Origin of the sequence: Bacillus sp. 7894-2 (genome assembly GCF_002272225.1) — a bacterium.
GTDB lineage: Bacteria > Bacillota > Bacilli > Bacillales > Cytobacillaceae > Cytobacillus.
Genome location: NZ_NPDG01000069.1, coordinates 57,506 through 75,827, shown reverse-complemented (window position 1 = coordinate 75,827; position 18,322 = coordinate 57,506). Strand labels below are relative to the sequence as shown.

The 18,322-nt window shown below is 43.7% G+C and carries 18 protein-coding genes and 1 pseudogene; 4 read left to right on the top strand and 15 right to left on the bottom strand.

Annotation, left to right across the window (positions count from 1 at the left end; genetic code table 11):
• Positions 1-129: 129 nt before the first annotated feature.
• Positions 130-1,065 (top strand): VanW family protein, encoded by a 936-nt coding sequence (locus CHI10_RS11030; protein ID WP_095244343.1) that lies wholly within the window; start codon positions 130-132, stop codon positions 1,063-1,065.
• A gap of 31 nt (positions 1,066-1,096) precedes the next feature.
• Here the strand turns inward: CHI10_RS11030 and CHI10_RS11025 are convergent, their stop codons facing one another.
• The gene (locus tag CHI10_RS11025; RefSeq protein WP_048010608.1) at positions 1,097-1,354 is read right to left on the bottom strand and encodes a hypothetical protein; all 258 of its coding nucleotides are present in this window, start codon (positions 1,352-1,354) and stop codon (positions 1,097-1,099) included.
• A gap of 89 nt (positions 1,355-1,443) precedes the next feature.
• On the bottom strand, positions 1,444-1,923 hold the full coding sequence (gene rraA / locus CHI10_RS11020) for a ribonuclease E activity regulator RraA (protein WP_095244342.1): 480 nt from the start codon (positions 1,921-1,923) through the stop codon (positions 1,444-1,446).
• A 179-nt stretch (positions 1,924-2,102) separates the two neighbouring features.
• Between rraA and CHI10_RS22335 the strand changes: the two genes are divergently transcribed.
• Positions 2,103-2,246, top strand: coding sequence for a hypothetical protein (locus CHI10_RS22335; protein WP_175609172.1), 144 nt, complete (start codon positions 2,103-2,105; stop codon positions 2,244-2,246).
• A 34-nt stretch (positions 2,247-2,280) separates the two neighbouring features.
• On the opposite strand, the gene mutM is transcribed toward CHI10_RS22335, so the two are convergent.
• Positions 2,281-3,090 (bottom strand): bifunctional DNA-formamidopyrimidine glycosylase/DNA-(apurinic or apyrimidinic site) lyase, encoded by an 810-nt coding sequence (mutM, locus tag CHI10_RS11015; RefSeq protein ID WP_095244341.1) that lies wholly within the window; start codon positions 3,088-3,090, stop codon positions 2,281-2,283.
• Positions 3,091-3,262: 172 nt separating this feature from the next.
• Here mutM and CHI10_RS11010 point away from each other — a divergent pair, with 172 nt between their 5' ends.
• Positions 3,263-3,754 (top strand): hypothetical protein, encoded by a 492-nt coding sequence (locus tag CHI10_RS11010; RefSeq protein WP_095244340.1) that lies wholly within the window; start codon positions 3,263-3,265, stop codon positions 3,752-3,754.
• Positions 3,755-3,759: 5 nt separating this feature from the next.
• On the opposite strand, the gene CHI10_RS11005 is transcribed toward CHI10_RS11010, so the two are convergent.
• From CHI10_RS11005 to CHI10_RS10985, 5 genes are all read right to left on the bottom strand, one after another.
• Entirely contained in the window at positions 3,760-4,893 is a 1,134-nt protein-coding gene (locus tag CHI10_RS11005) for a trans-sulfuration enzyme family protein (protein WP_095244339.1), read from the bottom strand.
• A gap of 129 nt (positions 4,894-5,022) precedes the next feature.
• Positions 5,023-6,216, bottom strand: coding sequence for a Ger(x)C family spore germination protein (locus CHI10_RS11000; protein WP_095244338.1), 1,194 nt, complete (start codon positions 6,214-6,216; stop codon positions 5,023-5,025).
• Entirely contained in the window at positions 6,213-7,802 is a 1,590-nt protein-coding gene (locus CHI10_RS10995; RefSeq protein ID WP_095244337.1) for a spore germination protein, read from the bottom strand. The genes CHI10_RS11000 and CHI10_RS10995 overlap by 4 nt, the downstream gene beginning before the upstream one ends.
• Positions 7,799-8,920, bottom strand: coding sequence for a GerAB/ArcD/ProY family transporter (locus CHI10_RS10990; protein WP_095244336.1), 1,122 nt, complete (start codon positions 8,918-8,920; stop codon positions 7,799-7,801). Before CHI10_RS10990 ends, CHI10_RS10995 begins: the two co-directional genes overlap by 4 nt.
• Positions 8,921-8,963: 43 nt before the next feature.
• Positions 8,964-9,194: a hypothetical protein gene (locus CHI10_RS10985; RefSeq protein ID WP_095244335.1), complete on the bottom strand. Its 231-nt coding sequence runs from the start codon at positions 9,192-9,194 to the stop codon at positions 8,964-8,966.
• Between the two features lie 207 nt (positions 9,195-9,401).
• Between CHI10_RS10985 and CHI10_RS10980 the strand changes: the two genes are divergently transcribed.
• Positions 9,402-10,928, top strand: coding sequence for an FAD-dependent oxidoreductase (locus tag CHI10_RS10980; RefSeq protein WP_095244334.1), 1,527 nt, complete (start codon positions 9,402-9,404; stop codon positions 10,926-10,928).
• A gap of 187 nt (positions 10,929-11,115) precedes the next feature.
• Here CHI10_RS10980 and CHI10_RS22675 read toward each other — a convergent pair whose 3' ends face one another.
• The 7 genes and pseudogenes from CHI10_RS22675 to CHI10_RS10950 form a co-directional block, all read right to left on the bottom strand.
• Entirely contained in the window at positions 11,116-11,250 is a 135-nt protein-coding gene (locus CHI10_RS22675) for a hypothetical protein (RefSeq protein WP_286137306.1), read from the bottom strand.
• A 59-nt stretch (positions 11,251-11,309) separates the two neighbouring features.
• Complete coding sequence (locus tag CHI10_RS10970; RefSeq protein ID WP_095244332.1) at positions 11,310-12,791, bottom strand: amidase family protein; 1,482 nt, start codon at positions 12,789-12,791, stop codon at positions 11,310-11,312.
• Between the two features lie 125 nt (positions 12,792-12,916).
• On the bottom strand, positions 12,917-14,041 hold the full coding sequence (locus tag CHI10_RS10965) for a DEAD/DEAH box helicase (RefSeq protein WP_095244331.1): 1,125 nt from the start codon (positions 14,039-14,041) through the stop codon (positions 12,917-12,919).
• A 159-nt stretch (positions 14,042-14,200) separates the two neighbouring features.
• Complete coding sequence (locus CHI10_RS22975; protein ID WP_483294952.1) at positions 14,201-14,746, bottom strand: methyl-accepting chemotaxis protein; 546 nt, start codon at positions 14,744-14,746, stop codon at positions 14,201-14,203.
• A 231-nt stretch (positions 14,747-14,977) separates the two neighbouring features.
• Positions 14,978-15,469, bottom strand: a pseudogene (locus tag CHI10_RS22970) (protoglobin domain-containing protein); the annotation flags it as partial.
• Between the two features lie 212 nt (positions 15,470-15,681).
• On the bottom strand, positions 15,682-16,920 hold the full coding sequence (locus tag CHI10_RS10955; RefSeq protein WP_095244329.1) for an ATP-binding protein: 1,239 nt from the start codon (positions 16,918-16,920) through the stop codon (positions 15,682-15,684).
• Positions 16,921-17,064: 144 nt separating this feature from the next.
• On the bottom strand, positions 17,065-18,198 hold the full coding sequence (locus CHI10_RS10950; protein WP_095244328.1) for a zinc-dependent alcohol dehydrogenase: 1,134 nt from the start codon (positions 18,196-18,198) through the stop codon (positions 17,065-17,067).
• Positions 18,199-18,322 lie beyond the last annotated feature (124 nt).

Below are 18,322 nucleotides of genomic sequence, written 5' to 3'. Positions count from 1 at the left end.
CAGCCTTCTATTATTTTCTTTTCTTGCCGGCAGCGTCCAATGCTGATTGGACCCAGCTGATCAAAGAGTTCGTTCGGCACATGAAAGAATTCTTTCCTGCCAATACTAATGGCGGAGGTGAAGTGTGATATGTATTTCTCATGGATGTTAGGGATTATGTTATTAGCACAAACACAGACTGCCGGACTTCCAGAAGATTTATCCATTGAAAATAACGGCGAATCCATTTCAAATATCAGCAGAATCGACTATCAAATACCTTTTCCCGGGTTTCCTCTGGTAGATAGTGAACGGTTCATTCAGCTGCTCGAGACATTGGATCGTCAGATGTATATTCCGCCTATGAACGCTTATATAGGCGATAGCGGGCGGATCGTTGCTGAGAAACCCGGCAGAATACTGCACCGTAAAGCATTCACAGATATTTTTTATTCATATTTTTATCATAAAGGGCCGGCCAGAATTGAGATTCCGATCCTTCCCGTTTATCCACGTGTCGATCGGGACCTTCTTTCCCATATCCGGGTTAAAATGATCGGCCAGTATGTTACATATTTTAATCCAAATAACACCTCACGCTCTCATAATATTCAGCTTGCAGCCGAAGCCCTTGATAATACTGTCGTGTTTCCGAATGAAGTATTCTCTTTTAACCGGTCTGTCGGCAAAAGAACTGCGGGGAAAGGGTATATGCGTGCTCCGGTTATCGTAAGAGGGGAGTTGTCAGAAGATATCGGCGGCGGGATCTGCCAGGTTTCCTCCACTCTGTTCAATGCAGTTGACCGGGCAGGCGTGAAGGTGCTCGAACGTTATTCCCACAGCAAGAAGGTTCCATATGTACCGCCCGGCCGGGATGCAACGGTAAGCTGGTATGGCCCTGATTTCACCTTTAAGAACCGTTACAGCTTTCCCCTGCTTATTCGGGCAAAAGCCCTGCACGGCCAGATGGTGATCAGAGTATACTCATCTGATGAAATAGATTATGAGCCCCGCCAGGTCCCGAAGGCTTCTACAATGCTGCCGGAAGAAATCAGCATTGAAAAGGAAGCGGTTAAAGAGGATTAAAAACCTTCAATTCATTCGGCTTATACTTCATCTATAAAAAAAGACCAAGGAGCATTATTACCAGCCCAAAGATCGCTGAGACCCGCTTCACGCTTCTGTTCTGCCGGGGCTTCAGGAATAAACTGATCACAAAACCAACCGGAAGAACAATGCCATTAAAGCTAAAAGTAAATGTTCCTAATAGATAATAACCAATCAGTTTCAGCACCAAGTGTTCTTCTTCCTCATTCCTGCTGCGGAACAAAAGATAAATGCCGGCTGCCCATAAAAGCAAAAAGATAATAATCATGCTTTGCACCCCCTTTAGATACGGTATTCTGTGTTGAGCAGGAAAGTGCCAAAGATAGAAAACACCCGCTCATAAGCGGGTGTTCAACTTTAAATAAGTGGTACAGAAGAGACAATCACGCCATCTTCATCTGCATATACATATTCACCCGGTTTCCAGTCAATCCCGCCAAACGTGATAGGAATGCTCCGGTCCCCTTTTCCTTCTTTTCGGCTCTTTAAAGGGTTTGAGCCAAGTGCCAGGATGCCTGTGTCGAGGCTTCCAAGCTCCACAGTATCCCGAACGCATCCATAAATAATTACACCGGCAAGCTTTCTTGATTGAGCTATCTCACCAAGCCTGTCCCCCATTAGTGCGCATCTTTTTGAACCTCCGCCATCCACCACCAGGACACTTCCCTCCGGAATGGACTCCAGCGACTCTTTGACCAGCACGTTATCTTCAAACACTCTAACCGTAGAAATGGGGCCGGAAAACTTTCTTTTTTGCCCATAAGATTTAAACTCCTGCTGGCAAATACGCAGCTCCTGGCTGTGTTCATCACATAAGTCTGCCGTTTTAAAATCCAAAAGAGATCTCCTCCTTTAGCACTTTTGGCTGTAAACCTCATTATGCCATCTTTCAATACTTCGATATGCAGCAGCCTGTTCCCTTCCTTTTTTCATAATCGAAAGGGAAAGATTGCAGATTTCAGGCATATATCTTTTAGTAAGGAAATTCTGCGCTAATAGAAAAGGGAGGTTAAAGGATGGCTTTAATGTGGGCTATTACAATCGGTTTTATTGTTTCATTGGGGCTGGTCGGATTTATGCTTGTCCATTTTCTAAAGGGTGCAATGGATTCCCGCGATTCCACGACTGTTGACAGGATTCAGAGTGATTCGAAAGAGTAGTGAAAAGAGGCTGCCGGAATTGGCAGCCTCTTTTCTAGCTTTGACAGTTTGCACAATAGAACGTTTTTCGTGAAGATATTTCTTCTTTCACTATAGGGCTGCTGCAGCGGAGGCATGGTTCTCCTTCTCTGTCATAGACCCTGCACTGCTCATTATACCCCCCGGTTTTGGCATCTCCTTTAAATAAGACCTCTTCCATATACCCCCCAAACTGAATGGCACGGGTTAATACGCCCTTCATGGACTGATACAGGATTTTTATTTCATCCTCATCCAATTCATCCGCTTTTTTCATTGGCAGCAGTCCAGCCTCAAAACAGATTTCATCGCTGTAGCAGTTGCCGATTCCGGAGAGAAACTTCTGATTGACAAATGTCGTTTTCAGCATTCCTCTTCTGCTTCCGATCAGTTCCCGGAAGGCCGGAAATCCCAATGTGTGATCCAGAGGCTCCGGTCCCAGATGGGAAAGCTCCTTATCCATCTCTGCATCTGTCAGCAAATGCAGATAGCCAAGTCTTAGTCCAATAAAATAAAGCTTTTTATCACCAAAAGAAATAATAACCTGTTTGGTTCGGTCAGGATTGTCCGCTTCGCTGCCGATATACATCCAGCCCCCAAGCATAAGGTGCAGCAGCAGATTTTTACCGGAGCTCAGCTTGAAAATCAGGTGCTTGGCCCTTCTTTGGATTTCCGTTATTTGCACATTAATCAGCTGACTTTTGAATTGGGCAGGCTGCACATTTATTGATTTTTCGCGGTTCACCTCTACATCAGTAATGACGTTACGGACCAGTTTCTCCGTTAACAGCCTTCTGTAGGTTTCCATTTCCGGAAGCTCAGGCATGGTGTCAGCTCCTTCCTAAGATACTGTTACCTTAGTATTTAATGGAAGGATTCACTTCATTCCTGAAAACTGTACAATCAATTTTTTTCGTTTGTTCAACGTTTCGTAACAATAGTTTCCAATATTTTGATGTTAGAAATGGTACGATGATGATAAAGGGAGGTTTTTCCATATGCAAAAGAACCGTTCCAGCAATCAGGCTTTAATGTTTTTTATCGTTTATATTGCGTTATTAGGCAGTTTAATTTTTGCGGCTGTATTATTCAAACCCGCTTTTCAACAGGAGCAGCCTTCAGAAATTTCTTCTGCTTTCTCCAAAGAACTCCAGGTTCAAAAGCACAATCAGGAAAAGAAGGCAGCTGAGAACGAAGGAAAATGGCAGCCATCCAATACGTTTATGATCACAGCCATTTCCATCGGCTCTTGTCTTGATATCATTGTTGTGCTTCTCTGGGCCCGTCATGAAAATAAAAAGAAACAGCAGGGGCATTTCTCCAATCCAAATAGGTTGAACAATAAGAAGTGGTTCTGGTACTTGGTTTCAATGGGCATTGTTTTGCCCAAAGATGGCAAGTTGACATTCAGCCTAAAAAACTTCATCTTAACTGTTATCTTTTTGGTTTTATTGAAGTTTTGGCTGTTTGACCAGCTCGAGAGCGTCTAAGATCTTCACAGACTCCGATTAACAGCCTCATTCAGCTGTGCAATAATATCATCCGCATGTTCAATGCCAATGGATATCCTTACCACCTGCTTAGTAATGCCGAGCTCCCTGCACACTTCAGGAGGCAATGCCCGGTGGGATGTTGTCAGAGGATGGGATACGGACGTTTCAACACCCGCAAGTGTCGGCACAATTTTTATCCATCCAAGCTCTTTGAAAAATTTATTCACATCAGCACTCTCAGACAATTCAATCGTGACGATGGCGCCGAACCCTTCTTCTCCGTGCTGAAAAGGATAATAGACCTTGTTTACTTCCTGATTTTGCTCTAATGCCCTTGCCACTCTTCTGGCATTGGCAGACTGCTGCTTCATTCTGAGAGCCAGCGTTTTCGCTCCCCTGCAGGTCAGCCAGGCTTCAAATGGACTTAAATTTGCCCCGAGGTTTACAATTTTCCCGCGCGCTTTCCCAACCAGCTCTTCATCTCCAGCGAGGACACCGGCAGTAATATCACTGTGCCCGCCTATGTATTTGGTTGCACTGTGGACAACTAGATCAATGCCTTTCAAATAGGGCTGGCAATGATATGGAGTGGCAAATGTATTATCAATCAGGGTAACAAGATGATGCTTCTTCGCCAGGCGGACGACTTCATCCAGGTTTTCCACCCGCAATAAAGGATTTGTGATGCTTTCTGAGTATAGAAGTTTTGTATTCTCCTGTATAGCTCCCTCCACCTGGAGAGCATCAGAAAAGGGCACGACGGTCACTTCTATACCGAGCTGTGTCAGCTCTTCCTTGATTAAATGGAAGCTGCCTCCGTACAGGTCATCGGCAGCCACAATATGGTCGCCGCTTTTGACCACAGCAAGCACTCCCGAGAGGATGGCAGATAAACCGGAGGAGGCAGCTGTCCCGGCCGGCGCTCCTTCAAGACCGGCAATTAATTCACCAAGCTCATCTGTATTCGGATTTCCGACCCGGGAATAAAGGTAGTTGCCGTTACCCTGATAAAACCCCTCCAGCTCATCAAGATCGCTGAAAGCGAAAGCCGAGGTTTGATAGATGGGTGTGACTTTACTTTTAATATTGCGATTGCTGTTATTTTTTCTATGCAGGACAGACGTTTCGAAATTCATTTGACCTTTCCCCTTTAAAAGAAATAAGTCCGGAGAAATGCCCAGACCTTTTTAATAATAATTAGCTGAATTTATAAAAAATTATATCAATACAGCTTTTATGCGTCAATGAATGAAAGGATCTCTATTCTACTTTACTTCCTTCAGAAAGCTTTTAGTCCTGATGCCCGTTCGACGAATGTTTAATGTTGTGTCTACATGAATATCCGCTTCAGCAAATTTTTCATCCCAGTTCTTCTCGACTTTTTTGAAATTCTGATAATCCTGTCTCAGCACAACTTCACCAAAACCAAAAATATCAGTACCAAATTCCTGCTGGACCTTTTTGATCGTTTCTGCCACCTTTTCATTAACCTGTTTCTCTGCAATTTGCCCGTTTTCTTCGTATGTTTTTGCTTTATCAAACTGATCGTTGCAATGAGTCCCGTCAATATAAGCCTCTGCTCTAATTTTTATATGAATATCAGCTTTTCCATTCTCGAGTTCCCCTTTAATCTTTGTCCTTGTATCGTATACTCTCATCCCCATATAACGGCTTTCGCTGCATTTTACAGTAATCGAGGTTTTATCAATTTTATCCTGAATCCATAAGTAATTCCTTGAATCCTCCAATGTCAGGAACCCTTCCAGCTTATCACCTTTGAAAATAGCCAGCGAGTCCAGGACGACAAGCGCGTCCGGGGTGACCTTCATCATATTTTCCGCACTGGCTCCAGACTCCGGGTCACCCTTTATCCTGACCGCGGCCATTACAGGCTGACGACCACGAGCGGTCCATGCCGTAATGACATCATTCATTCTCACTCCCGGGTCTCCGCCCCAATCCTTCATCATCGTGTCCAGCTGAGTATGCAGCTTTAAAGATGTAGATTTCTGGAATTGATACGTCACTTTTAGAACATCAGAACCTTTAGCATCTCTTGCAATCAATATATTAAAATCATCACGGATTTCCCGGTTTCTTTCCAGAAAATCAATGAAATCAATAATCCCCTCTTTTGCAAGCTCCTCTCCTATAATCAGTGTGCGCATGTGAGAATAAATCAGGTGCCTGGACATCCCTTCATTCATTCTATAAGTCAGCTCTGCCAGAGAATTTCCCTCCGCAGAGTAAACGATGGATGGAGCAAAGCCGCTGGCGGTGCGGTTATTCAATTCAGTTGCATTAATCCCTTCCACAGTCAGAATATACTTATCGTTTTCTCCCTTATCCACAGCCATTCCTGTGACAACGGTTATTTCACCCAGTTCTCGCTGATCCCAGCATCCGGACAGCAGTACTGCCGCTAATAAAATGGCGGACATCACACCAGAATTTTTCAATTGGGCTGATCTCCTTTCATTGGAGGAGGAGAAGGCGACCCTGTCTTTGGAAACTTTTCAGGATTCTGCGTCTTTAAATAAGCCGGCCTCTTCCTCATGCTCCAGATCGGGAATCTGAAAAATACATCCTTCTGCTGCTCGATGATAAACGGGGCCACCGGCGAAAGATATGGAATGCCAAAAGACCTGAGAGAGCTCAAGTGGGCCACAATAAAAACAAGTACAATCAGGACGCCATACAAACCCAATATGGCCGACACAATAATCAGTAGAAACCTTAACAGCCTTGCTGCTACTGCAAAACTATAAGTGGGCGATACAAAATTTGCGATGGCTGTAATAGCGACAATGATGACCATAATATTCGATATAATCCCTGCCTCTGCCGCAGCCTGTCCGATTACGAGAGCCCCTACGATTGAAACAGTCTGCCCGACAGCCCTTGGCATCCGGACACCGGCTTCCCTCAGGATCTCAAAGGTTACTTCCATCAATATCACTTCAATCACTGCCGGAAACGGCACTCCTTCCCGCTGGGCAATAATCCCGAGAAGAAGGGGCGTGGGCAGAAGCTCATGATGAAAGGTTAAAATCCCGACATATAAGGAAGGTGTAATCAAAGCAATCATAAAGGATAAATAGCGGATTATTCTTAAGAAGCTTCCCATCATGAAGTTTTGATAATAATCTTCTGCAATGGAAAAGAAATCGACCAGTACAGCCGGAACCACCAGCACAAAAGGTGTGCCATCAACAAGAATGGCAATTTTCCCTTCAAGTAAATTGGATGCCACTGCATCAGGCCTCTCACTGTTCAGAGCCAGCGGAAAAGGTGTCGCAGATTTATCTGCAATCAGCTCTTCAATATTTCCGGATTCAAAGATAGCATTCACCTTTATCCCTCTAAGCCTTTTGCGCACCTCTCCAACGATCTTTTCATTTGCCGTGCCTTCCATATACCCGATGTATACAGTAGTGTTCGTCTCAGAACCAATGATGAATTTTTCAAATCGGAGGTTTCTGTTTTTTATTCTTCTTCTCAGCAGGCTTACATTTGTTGTAATCGACTCCACGAACCCATCCTTAGGCCCCCGGATGACCGTCTGAGTGCTTGGCTCTGTTATGGACCGGTCTTCGCCGATAGCCATGGAAAGAGAAAGTGCCTTTTCCATATCTTTAAATAAAATGATGATGTTACCATAAAGCAGAGAGGTGATAATCTCATCGAATGACCCGACCAGCTGATAGCCGGCTCCTCCGAGTTTCGCCTTGCATAAAGACTTTAAATCATCCTCTGTTGTTAATTTAAAACCATCCTCTTTCCCGCTGATGGATTGAAGAATCGTTTCCTTTAGCAATTTAGTATCAATCATAGTTGTAAGATAGATAAGCAGCGCATCTTTGCCTTCTGTTTTCAGCTCATCCATGCTTAAATCAACCGTGCTTCCGAACTCTGCGTTTATTTTTTCTTTCAGCTGTTCAAGATTCATGCTTTCAAGATTCGGACCTGGGTCTGCGGTTTCCTCAATTTGTACAGGATATTCGTTTTTTTTGCGCATTTTTAAAAGTGATTTAAGAATACTCAAAACTTCATCCCCTTCGTGCCGGGTTTAGACTTTTTCTTTCGCCTCTTCCATAAAACGGCGATTAATAGGAGTGAAGGCAGTCCGAACTGCAACGGCAAATGCAGGAAATATGGGACCATCTCAAGTCCCTCCTGCCAATGGTCACCAAAATTTACTGATATCAATACAGAATAAGCTGAAACAATCATGGCAGCAGGCAAGGAAAAATATCTGTACGGAAGTCTGAATGTGTATTCCAGGCCCTTCAATCCGGCAAACATAAACACCGACCCCTTGACCAAAATCCCCAGCATCATGATAAAAACAACGAGCGCATCAATTCTTTCAATGAAATTACCGATGGATACCTCACGGGCTGAACTGAGCATAGGAAAATTGGAACGCAGCAAAGCATCAGCTCCAAGAGTCACAATCATTAAAAACATCGCAAATAATAAAAGCGCACCCGCAATTGCCACTCCGAGCAAGGACACACGCAGGCAATATTTAAAATTGGTTACTACAGGAAGGATGAGTGTAAATGCAATAAGCTCGCCAAAAGGAAACACGATCAAAGTTGGAAAAAGCGCCTTCAAAACAGGCTTAAGCCCATCTCCGAGCACAGGCTTTATTTCATTTAAATTGGCATTCCCGCTTGCGAATAAAAGGATGGTCAAAAGGAATAAAAATCCGAATAAATAAGGAGTAAAAATTTCTGAAGTTCTGCCAAGGACTTCAAGGCCAAGATATAAAATATAAGCCATGGCAAGACAGATGGTCAGCGAAATGATCTCAATTGGCGTTGACGGCAGAATAGCCGAAGCAATCAATTCGCCAAAATCCCGGACCACCCGGCTGGCAAGGTACAGAAAATAAACTACATAAATATTAGAAAAAATAATGGCAATTGGTCTTTTAAAACCAATTTCCATGAGCTCATACAAATTTTTCCCGGGCACCCTGCTGATTAGGAAATAGTAGAATAGCATGATCCCAAACCCAAACATAATGGAGGCTGCAATGGCAATCCAGGCATCTTTCTTGGCATCCCCGCCTACTCCGACAACAATGGCGCTTCCTAAAAGGAAATTGATCAACAATGTCAGCAGCTGGCTGAGAGATATATTCTCTTTTAACATTCCATCACCAATCCCCTGTGTATGTTCAATTAAGCAAGCGTTTCTATGATGGCCGCTTCTTTTTCTTCGCTTTCAAAAGGCGGAAATCAGCCACTGTACTTGAGGCCAATCCAATCAAAACAGTAAAAATAATAATCATTCTTCCAGTGGCAATCTCTGAAAACAGCAGATTCCTCAAAGCTTGGAAAAACGTATAATCAAATATTCTCATATCAAATATAGTGCTCAATATTGCCAAGAGTAGAAAAATGGTCAGATAGCTGAATGTAATCATGACTGTACCCCATTAACATTGGATATTGTATATCTTTTCTCGGTCTGCACATTTTATCCAGAATTAAAGAAAAAACTGCTCAGGTTCCGATATACCAATCCACCTGATTAATTAACAATTATTTGGGTATGGTTAGAGAAGGAGAAATTGTATAGTAACAGGGTTTACAGGAAAAATTATGAATGAATATAACGTAGGAGGACAAATATGACGACATCCAACCACAATACACCCCAATATCCTGAGCCATATTGGAGGGAAGAGGAACTTCCTGCCTTTGATAAGCTCAGAGAAGATGCTCAAACGGACATTGCGATTGTCGGCGGAGGCATTACCGGGATAACGGCAGGGTACCTTCTTGCCAAGGAAGGCTTTAAAGTGGCGATTCTTGAAGCCGGCAATATCCTGAACGGCACCACTGGACATACAACAGCCAAAGTGACGGCACAGCATGGCTTAATATATGATGAATTGATCAGCCACTTTGGTGTGGAAAAAGCTAAACTCTATTATCAGGCTTCAGCAGATGCACTGAATTTCGTCCGGAACACAGCATCGGAAAAACAAATTGAATGCGACTTCAGTAATGAAGAAGCTATCATCTATGCTGTATCGGAAGAGTACGCACAAAAAGTCGATAAAGAGCGGCAAGCCTATGAAAAACTGGGAATCCCACACGGAATGAAGGAGAGCATTCCGTTTAACATCAACACGACTGCCGTTCTCTCCATGCTTGACCAGGCCCAGTTCCATCCGGTTAAATACTTGAAAAAGCTGCTTAAAGACTTTGTGGATTTGGGAGGAATTGTGTATGAAAATACCACAGCAGCAGATATTGAAGAAGGCAGTCTTCCTGATGTCGTAACCAGAGACGGCCATCGCCTGAAATGCAAATATGTCATTGCTGCCTCCCACTTCCCTTTTGCGGATATGAAAGGGTTTTATTTTTCCAGATTATCTCCGGAAAGATCTTATGTACTTGGCGTAAAAATCAAAGAGGACTTTCCTGGAGGCATGTATTACAGTGCAGATTCACCGACCCGCTCGATGAGGTACACACCTTATAACGGAGACAAGCTTATTTTAGTGAGCGGCGACAGCCACAAGACGGGCCATGGGCCGGATACGATGAAGCACTACGATGCCCTCGAAGTGTTTGCGGAAGAGGTGCTTGGCATTACCGATTATCCTTATCGATGGTCTGCCCAGGATTTATACACACTTGATAAGGTCCCGTATATTGGCCCGATTACATCCAAGCAGAAGAATATCTTTGTCGCAACAGGCTACCGGAAATGGGGTATGACAAACGGGACAGCAGCAGCCATGCTGATAAAGGATCAGATTATGGAAAGGGACAACCCTTATGCAGAGCTGTTTACGCCATCGAGATTCCAGGCTGACCCAAGCATCAAAAAATTTATCGCGGCCAATACGGATGTTGCCGGACAGCTGATCAAAGGCAAGCTTGAATTCGTGCCAAAAGAAACAGGAGATCTGTCAAATGATGAAGGCGGCGTCGTGATGATTAAAGGCAAGCGGACAGGGGCATACAGGGATCCTGAAGGCAGCCTTCATCTTGTGGATACAACCTGCACCCACATGGGGTGTGAATGCGAATGGAATCATGGCGACCGAACATGGGACTGCCCATGCCACGGCTCCCGCTTTTCCTATGATGGAACCGTTGTGGAAGGTCCGGCTGCCAAACCGCTGAAGAAAGTTGAAGAATAAGATATAAATAATTGAAATGAAATGTAAAAAAGACAGTCTTCTAATGGGAAAACTGTCTTTTTTTATGCATTTTCCGGAGATTTACTTGCCAGTGATGGAGATGGTACGAATTTATGCAGATAGCTCTTTTTATTTTCGGATAGCGGCAGCAAAAAAATCCCCCTTTAAAAAGGAGGATTCTGCTCAATCAGTCCTGCACGTTGTTCTCTTTCCTTTCTTTGCTTCCGGTTGTGAATTCAACAAGCTCTTCGCTTGTGCGCTGCGGTCTGTGTTTATTGTTATTGCGCTGTGCATTGCCATTTCCACGTTTGGTTCTGCCCATATTCTCATCTGCTCCTTTTTTTGTTTTATCAGGAGTAGTATGAGTCAATTATGGAGCAGTTATTCTGATGCCAGCACTCCAAGCTCAGGTCCTTTTCGATGCCTGGTAGCCTGTTCAAAGGCATAAGCAAGTTTGATCAGGAGCGGCTCACTGTAAGCAATTCCTGTAAATGTGATGCCCACCGGCTCTCCTTCAGAGGTATACCCGGCTGGTACTGTGATGGATGGATAGCCCGCTTTTGCAGGGATGCCTGCTCCATAATTATTCGGGAACACGATGGCATCCAGATTATGCTTTCGCATCACGCAGTCAATGCCCTGCTCTCCTGAAAAATAGATATCCTTCTCTAGAGCTGATAAATACGCTGATTCGGTCAAATTTCCGCTTGTTTCCTCCGCTTCAATCAGAATAGATTGGCCGTATTTCAAGCACTTTTCGCTGTTTTTTTCATTAAATTCAATGACATCGGACAGGGTGCGAATATGAAGGTGCGGGGCAACAGTCCGGAGATAGGCATTCACATCCGCTTTAAATTCATAAGTCAGGACATCGTAACTCCACTCCATTTTAGTGGAAGGAATCACTACTTCATCGACAACCTCTGCACCCAGTTCATTTAACCGGGCTACAGCTTGATTCATAACGGCGAGCTTTTCAGAACTTAAGTAGTCAAAATAAGTATCTCTGGCAATGCCGATTCGTGCTCCCTGAAGTCCATTTTTATCAAGGAAGATGGTAAAATCCTTCTCCTGAAGATCCTGATTTGTCAGGGTAACCGGATCATTTTCGTCAGAGACTGCCAGCACGTTTAATAATAAAGCGGCATCCTTTACCGTTCTCGCCATTGGCCCGGCAGTATCCTGGCTATGGGCAATCGGAATAATCCCGGTTCGGCTGACAAGTCCGACGGTCGGCTTTATTCCGACGAGAGAATTCTGGCTGGCAGGACTTAATATGGAGCCTGATGTCTCCGTTCCAATGGCTGCAGCTGCAAAATTAGCGGCAATGGCGGCACCGGATCCTGCGCTCGAACCTCCCACATCAAATTTCCCCGGCCCATAAGGGTTTAAGGTCTGTCCGCCGCGCGAACTGTACCCGCTCGGCATCCCTTCTGTCATAAAATTGGCCCATTCTGTCATATTCGTTTTTCCGATAATGACAGCTCCCGCTTTTCTCAATTGAGAAGCCACAAATGAATCATTTTGTGCATAGTGACCCTTCAAAGCAAGTGACCCGGCAGTTGTCTGCATTTTGTCTCCTGTATCGATATTATCCTTTAACAATATGGGTATTCCATGAAGAGGGCTTCGCGGCCCCTTCTTTTCTCTTTCCGCATCAAGAGCAGCTGCAATATGCAGTGCATCCGGATTGAGTTCTAAAACAGAATGAAGGTTTTTATCCAGCTGTCCAATTCGGTTCATATACATCAATACAAGTTCTTTGGAGGTAATTTCCCTATTCTGCATTTTTTCCTGCAGTTCATCTATCGTGGCTTCAGGCAAATAATCATCATGAAAACTCTTAAGCCTTGGATTCTCCATCATTGATTTCCCCTTATTCTTTAGTTAAATAAAGCTCCACTTACTAATTCGCTTAGAAAAGGAGAAATTCCTTTTTATAAAAAAATGCCAGGCACCAATTGATATAGGTGCCCGACACTTGATTTTTATACGATTTGGCCGCCGCGCATGACTTTCTTTTCAGCAGTGAGGCCCAGTTCTTTTGCCATTTGTTTAAGTTCGCGCTCTTCTCTTTCAGTGACGAGAGAAATAACGGTTCCGCCTGCGCCGAATCTTCCTGTTCTTCCCGAGCGGTGGACATATTGATTCATATCCTTCGGGAAGTCGAAATGTACGACATGGGTAACTCCTTTGATGTCCAGCCCTCTTGCCGCAACATCTGTGGCAATCAGCATATTCGTTTTGCCCGTGCGGAAGTTCTTGATGGCTTTCTGCCTGTCAAATTTGCTCAGGTCGCTGTGCAGAGTGCTTGAAGAGATATTTTTAAAATCAAGCTTTTCTGCCATAACGGTTAGGTTGCCGATATCCTTGACAAATACCAGTGCCTTTATGTCTTCAAGCCTTGAGATCTTTTCGAGCATTTTGATTTTATCCCGCGCTTCTGCCACAAAATAAATATGGTCCACACCTGCAGCCTGAATGGTTTCATCCTTCTCAACACGAATGACTTCAGCATCAGCTGTCAGTTCTTTTGCAAGCTGCTCAACAACCGGCGGCAGTGTCGCTGAAAACAGCAGGACCTGGCGTTCTTTAAGTGTAGCTTTAACAATGTTTTGAACCGTCTGAGTGTGTTCCTTAACGAGAAGCTGATCGCCTTCATCAAGGACTACGGTTTTGACTTCATGCATTTTCAGCTTTTTCTGTTTAATCAGCTCCATCACCCGTCCCGGCGTTCCTAAAGCAATATGCGGATGCTTCTTCAATTTTTCAAGCTGCCTTTTCACATTGGCTCCGCCGATAAAAGAAGCTGCTTTAATTCCGCTTCCTTCTGCCCACTTTTGAATTTCCCCCAAAATTTGCATGATTAGCTCCTGGGAAGAGGCCAAAATAACAGCCTGGACGGCCTGTTTATCCGGATCAACTTTTTCAAGGACCGGCAGAAGGTAAGCAAGTGTTTTGCCTGTTCCAGTCGGGGACTCGGCAATAATATCTTTGCCTTCCAAGGCAGGAGGAACCGCCTCTGCCTGAATGGTCGTCGGCTGTACAAATGCAGACTTTTTCCATGCTTCCTGGATAAACGGCTTCATATCTTGAATGATAGATTGTGTCATAAGTAACTCCTTTTAAACTTTTCTTCACAATTATTTTCTAGCCTATAGTATAGCCGATTATGAAAGAAAAGAGTACCGGCATATACAGCTGGTACTCTTACTCTCAATTTTTAAAGCTAAAGCATCAACCGGTGGCTCCGCATCTGGCTTAATAGGCAGTTATGTAAAATTCCTATTTCCGTCCTCAGCCTTTTCCTTCAGTTCATTAGCAAGAAGGGACAGGCTTTCGGTTGTATGATTAATTTCCTGAATGGACTGAACAATGCTGTCGAGGTCTGTTTTGTTGCGGCCGAACATGTCCAGATACTGTTCCATTTCCATTTTCACAGTAACAAGCCCGCCTTTTACCTGCTGAATCTGAGCTTGTGATTCTTTTGTTGAAAGATTCATGGAGTTCATCGTATCAACCAGCACGCTGATTTGATTGTCGCTTTTTTCGATTTGTTCCTTGATATGGCTGCTCATCTTCTTAGAGTTTTCTGCCAGTTTTCTCACTTCGGTTGCCACTACGGCAAATCCCCGGCCTTCATCACCCGCCCGGGCCGCCTCAATTGATGCATTCAGTGCCAGCAGATTCGTCTGATCGGCAATATCTTCAATCCCTTTTGTCATCGTGATAATTTGCTCAGAGATTCCTTTTAAAGCTTCAATTCCACTTATAGACTGCTCCACATCCTGAAGGACTTTATTGAAAGCATGAACCATCTCATCCATTTGTGTTTGGTTGAGGTTAGTCAGGTTCAGCAAATTTTTGCTGCTTTTTTGCGTTGTTTCGGTTTCACTGCGGATTTGATCAGCTTTCAAGCTTGTCTCATTGATCGAAGCTTCCGTTTGCTGTACCGAGGCTGCTACTTCCTGGCTGATAGAATTTAATTCTTTCTGCAGATGAGCATTTGAAGCATTTAATTCATTGAGTTCATTCATTCTGGCCTGCAGATAATTTTCGACAACCAGCTGGGAATCAAGATTGATGATATGTGTAAGAGCCAGCAGTGCGTTCGTCAGCTTCTCAGGATCCTGGTGCAGTTCCGCTACGATCTTAGGCACCAATAATGTATTAATGGCAGAATAGGTGGCCAGAAACCACTCAACTGGAAGACCAGCCCCGTTATGGGTATTGCCAATCCTCGTTCTCATCGCAAAGTATTCATCATCCAGATTGCCGCTTAATAAGCTCTGGAAATATTGGACGTATACGCCATAGAGCCTATCCCTGCTTGTATTTTTTTCAGCAATTCTCTTTAATGGCGACTGTTTATAAAGATGATCCAGAACTTTCTGGAGCAATTCATCCAGCAGGGGTGAAATCACCGGGTTCAGATCCTGAAGTGTTTCAAGATGCTTTTTTGAAAAGCCCATATACCACAATCGTTCATTAATACGCTGATCTTTTACTTTAACTGTTTCCTCTGATTCTGGAAAGTTCATTTCCGGCTGAAAAAATGAAGATGGATTCTTCTTTTTTAACTGAAATAGCATAATAGTGTCCCTCCGGCTCTTTAGCCAATTTGTACATGTTTTGTATATATCATGTATAATTAATAGGTAAATAGCAACTATTAACTCTTTATTTATATCGGGTCAATAGTCCTTAATATAAATAGAGGATGCACATTATATGTACATCCCCTGAAATTCTATTATTTTGCCTGCTGCTCTATAGGTAACATAAGGTTCACGATGGTCCCTTTTCCCACTTCACTCTCAAATAGGATCTCCGCCTTGTGTTCATCCATAATCTGCTTGGTAACCATCAGTCCTAAACCGGTTCCATCCGGCTTCGTTGTATAAAATGGATCCACGACCCGTTCCATACTTTCTGCATCTATCCCGCAGCCTTCATCTTTAATGCTGATCAAAACCTGGTCACCCTCCGCCAGTTGGGCCGAAATCAGGATTGTGCCGCCTTCTGCCATAGATTCCATCGCATTTTTGATCAGATTAATAAAAGCCTGCTTCAGCATATGTTCGTCACAATGAACTTTAGGAAGGGATTTAAGATTCTCTGTTTCAAAACGGATATTCTGATTGGCTGCCTGTTCTTTAATGATTGCGAGGACGTATTGAATCACTGCATTCAGTTCAACCCTTTTAAACATAGGCAGCCTTGGTTTGCTCAGGATCATAAGGTCATCTGCAATCAGATTAATGCGGTCGATTTCTTCAATCATCATTTTATATCGATCCCTGTCTTCAGGGTATTTTTCCATCTGCAGCTGAGTAAACCCTCTTAATGCTGCTAAAGGATTTCTCACCTCATGGCCCACTGCCGAAGCCATCTGTCCAACAGCAGCCAGCTTTTCCGTCTGGCGGAGTTCCTGGAAAACATGTGTCAGCGAGTGAATATATGAATAGAATCGGTTCAGCAGAACATAGGAAACACTCGAAAAAATGACCATAAGCACGATTGGCACCATTACCTTCTGGCTGCTCAACAGTAAACCAGCCAAAAGATACTTCCCAATCATGCCTCCGGATACGATCCAAAAATAGCGCTTATTCACAAAAATTGGCGCAAATATAATAAATAATAGTTCTACTGCGCTTCCGCTCTGGAATTCCTTCGACTCACCAAGATAGATCAGCATGCTGTTACTAAAATCTATCAGAAAAAAACCTGCAAAAAATAAGTATTTTACCTGAAATGGGCGTTTTGTCCTGATTAGATAAACCGCTAAGGGCAAGATCAAGATAATAGCCAGGTAATACACCCATCCAAGCCCGCCATTTGGCAGTCCGATAGTGCCGCCTGTATTGAGGGGAAGCAGATAATAATAAAATAAATCATAAAGTGCTAATATAATATAAAACAGCCAGATAAAAAGGGTGACTGCTTTTGTTTCTTCTTTTATCAGAGTATCTTGATTAAAGCCTTTCATTTTTACATGCTCCTTGGTTAATTCTAGTAATAATAGCCTTAAGGACTATTATATACGTTTGTGTCGAAACATGTAATATTATGTTATATTCTTAAACTTCAAAAAACCGGCCAAGGTATTTCCTGGCCGGTTTGTGTATAATAGCTAAGGTTTTAAGATGACTTTGATGCAGTCATCTTCATGGTCATTAAAAATCTTATATGCACGATCTGCTTCTTGGAGGGGAATCTGATGAGTAATGATCGACTTTGGATCAAATTCCTTGTTCGTGATTTTTTCGAACAGCTCTGGCATGTAGTGCACAACAGGTGCTTGTCCCATTTTGATGGTAACATTTCTCGAGAAGAATTCCTCCAGCGGGAACATATTATATGTCAGCCCGTACACACCTGTCAGCTGGACGGTCCCAAATTTACGAACGGCTTTTGTCGCCATTTGAATCGGGCCAAGCGTTCCCCCCTGCAGCTTCAGCTTCTGTTCGATTTTTTCCACTGCGGATTTCTTTCCATCCATACCCACACAATCGATGACCACATCAGCTCCACCCTGGGTGATTTCTTTCAGATAAGCTCCCATGTCATCATATCTCGTAAAGTCATAGACCTCCACATCATTAGTGAGTTTGGCGTGGTTCAGACGGTAATCAAGATGATCGACCGCTATTACCCGCTTAGCACCTTTCATCCAGGCAAATTTCTGGGTCATTAACCCGATGGGGCCGCAGCCCAGGACGACGACTGTATCTCCCGCTTTTACACCTGAATGCTCCACACTCCAATAAGCTGTCGGCAGCACATCCGATAAAAAGAGCAGTGACTCATCCTCCAGCTCGCATGATTCCGGTATGACAAAGGGCATGAAATTGCCAAATGGCACCTTCAAAAACTCTGCCTGGCCGCCCGGATGATTTCCATATTTCTCGGTATAGCCAAAATAGCCGCCCGAATCGTTATGGGGGTTGGAATTATCACATTGGCTTTCCATTTCATGCTGGCAGTAGAAGCAATGCCCGCATGACACATTAAATGGAATAACCACCCTGTCGCCTTTTTTTACCCGTGTCACATCAGGGCCTGTCTCCTCAACAATTCCCATCGGTTCATGCCCGATAATATACCCGGGCCGCAATGGCATGTTTCCCTGATATAAATGAAGGTCCGATCCGCAAATGGCTGTTGACGTGATCCGGACAATCACATCATCCCTTTTTTCAATTCTGGGATCTTCCACATTTTTTACCTGAATATCTTTTGCTCCCTGGTAAGTTACAGCTCTCATGCTTCACACTCCTTAAATGACTTAGTAGGCTATACCCTCCGCACAGTTTTATTAACACCATTTATATCCATTTTATGAATTGAAAAATTTTCCTAAAAAGTTAAATCTCTAATAATATTAAAGA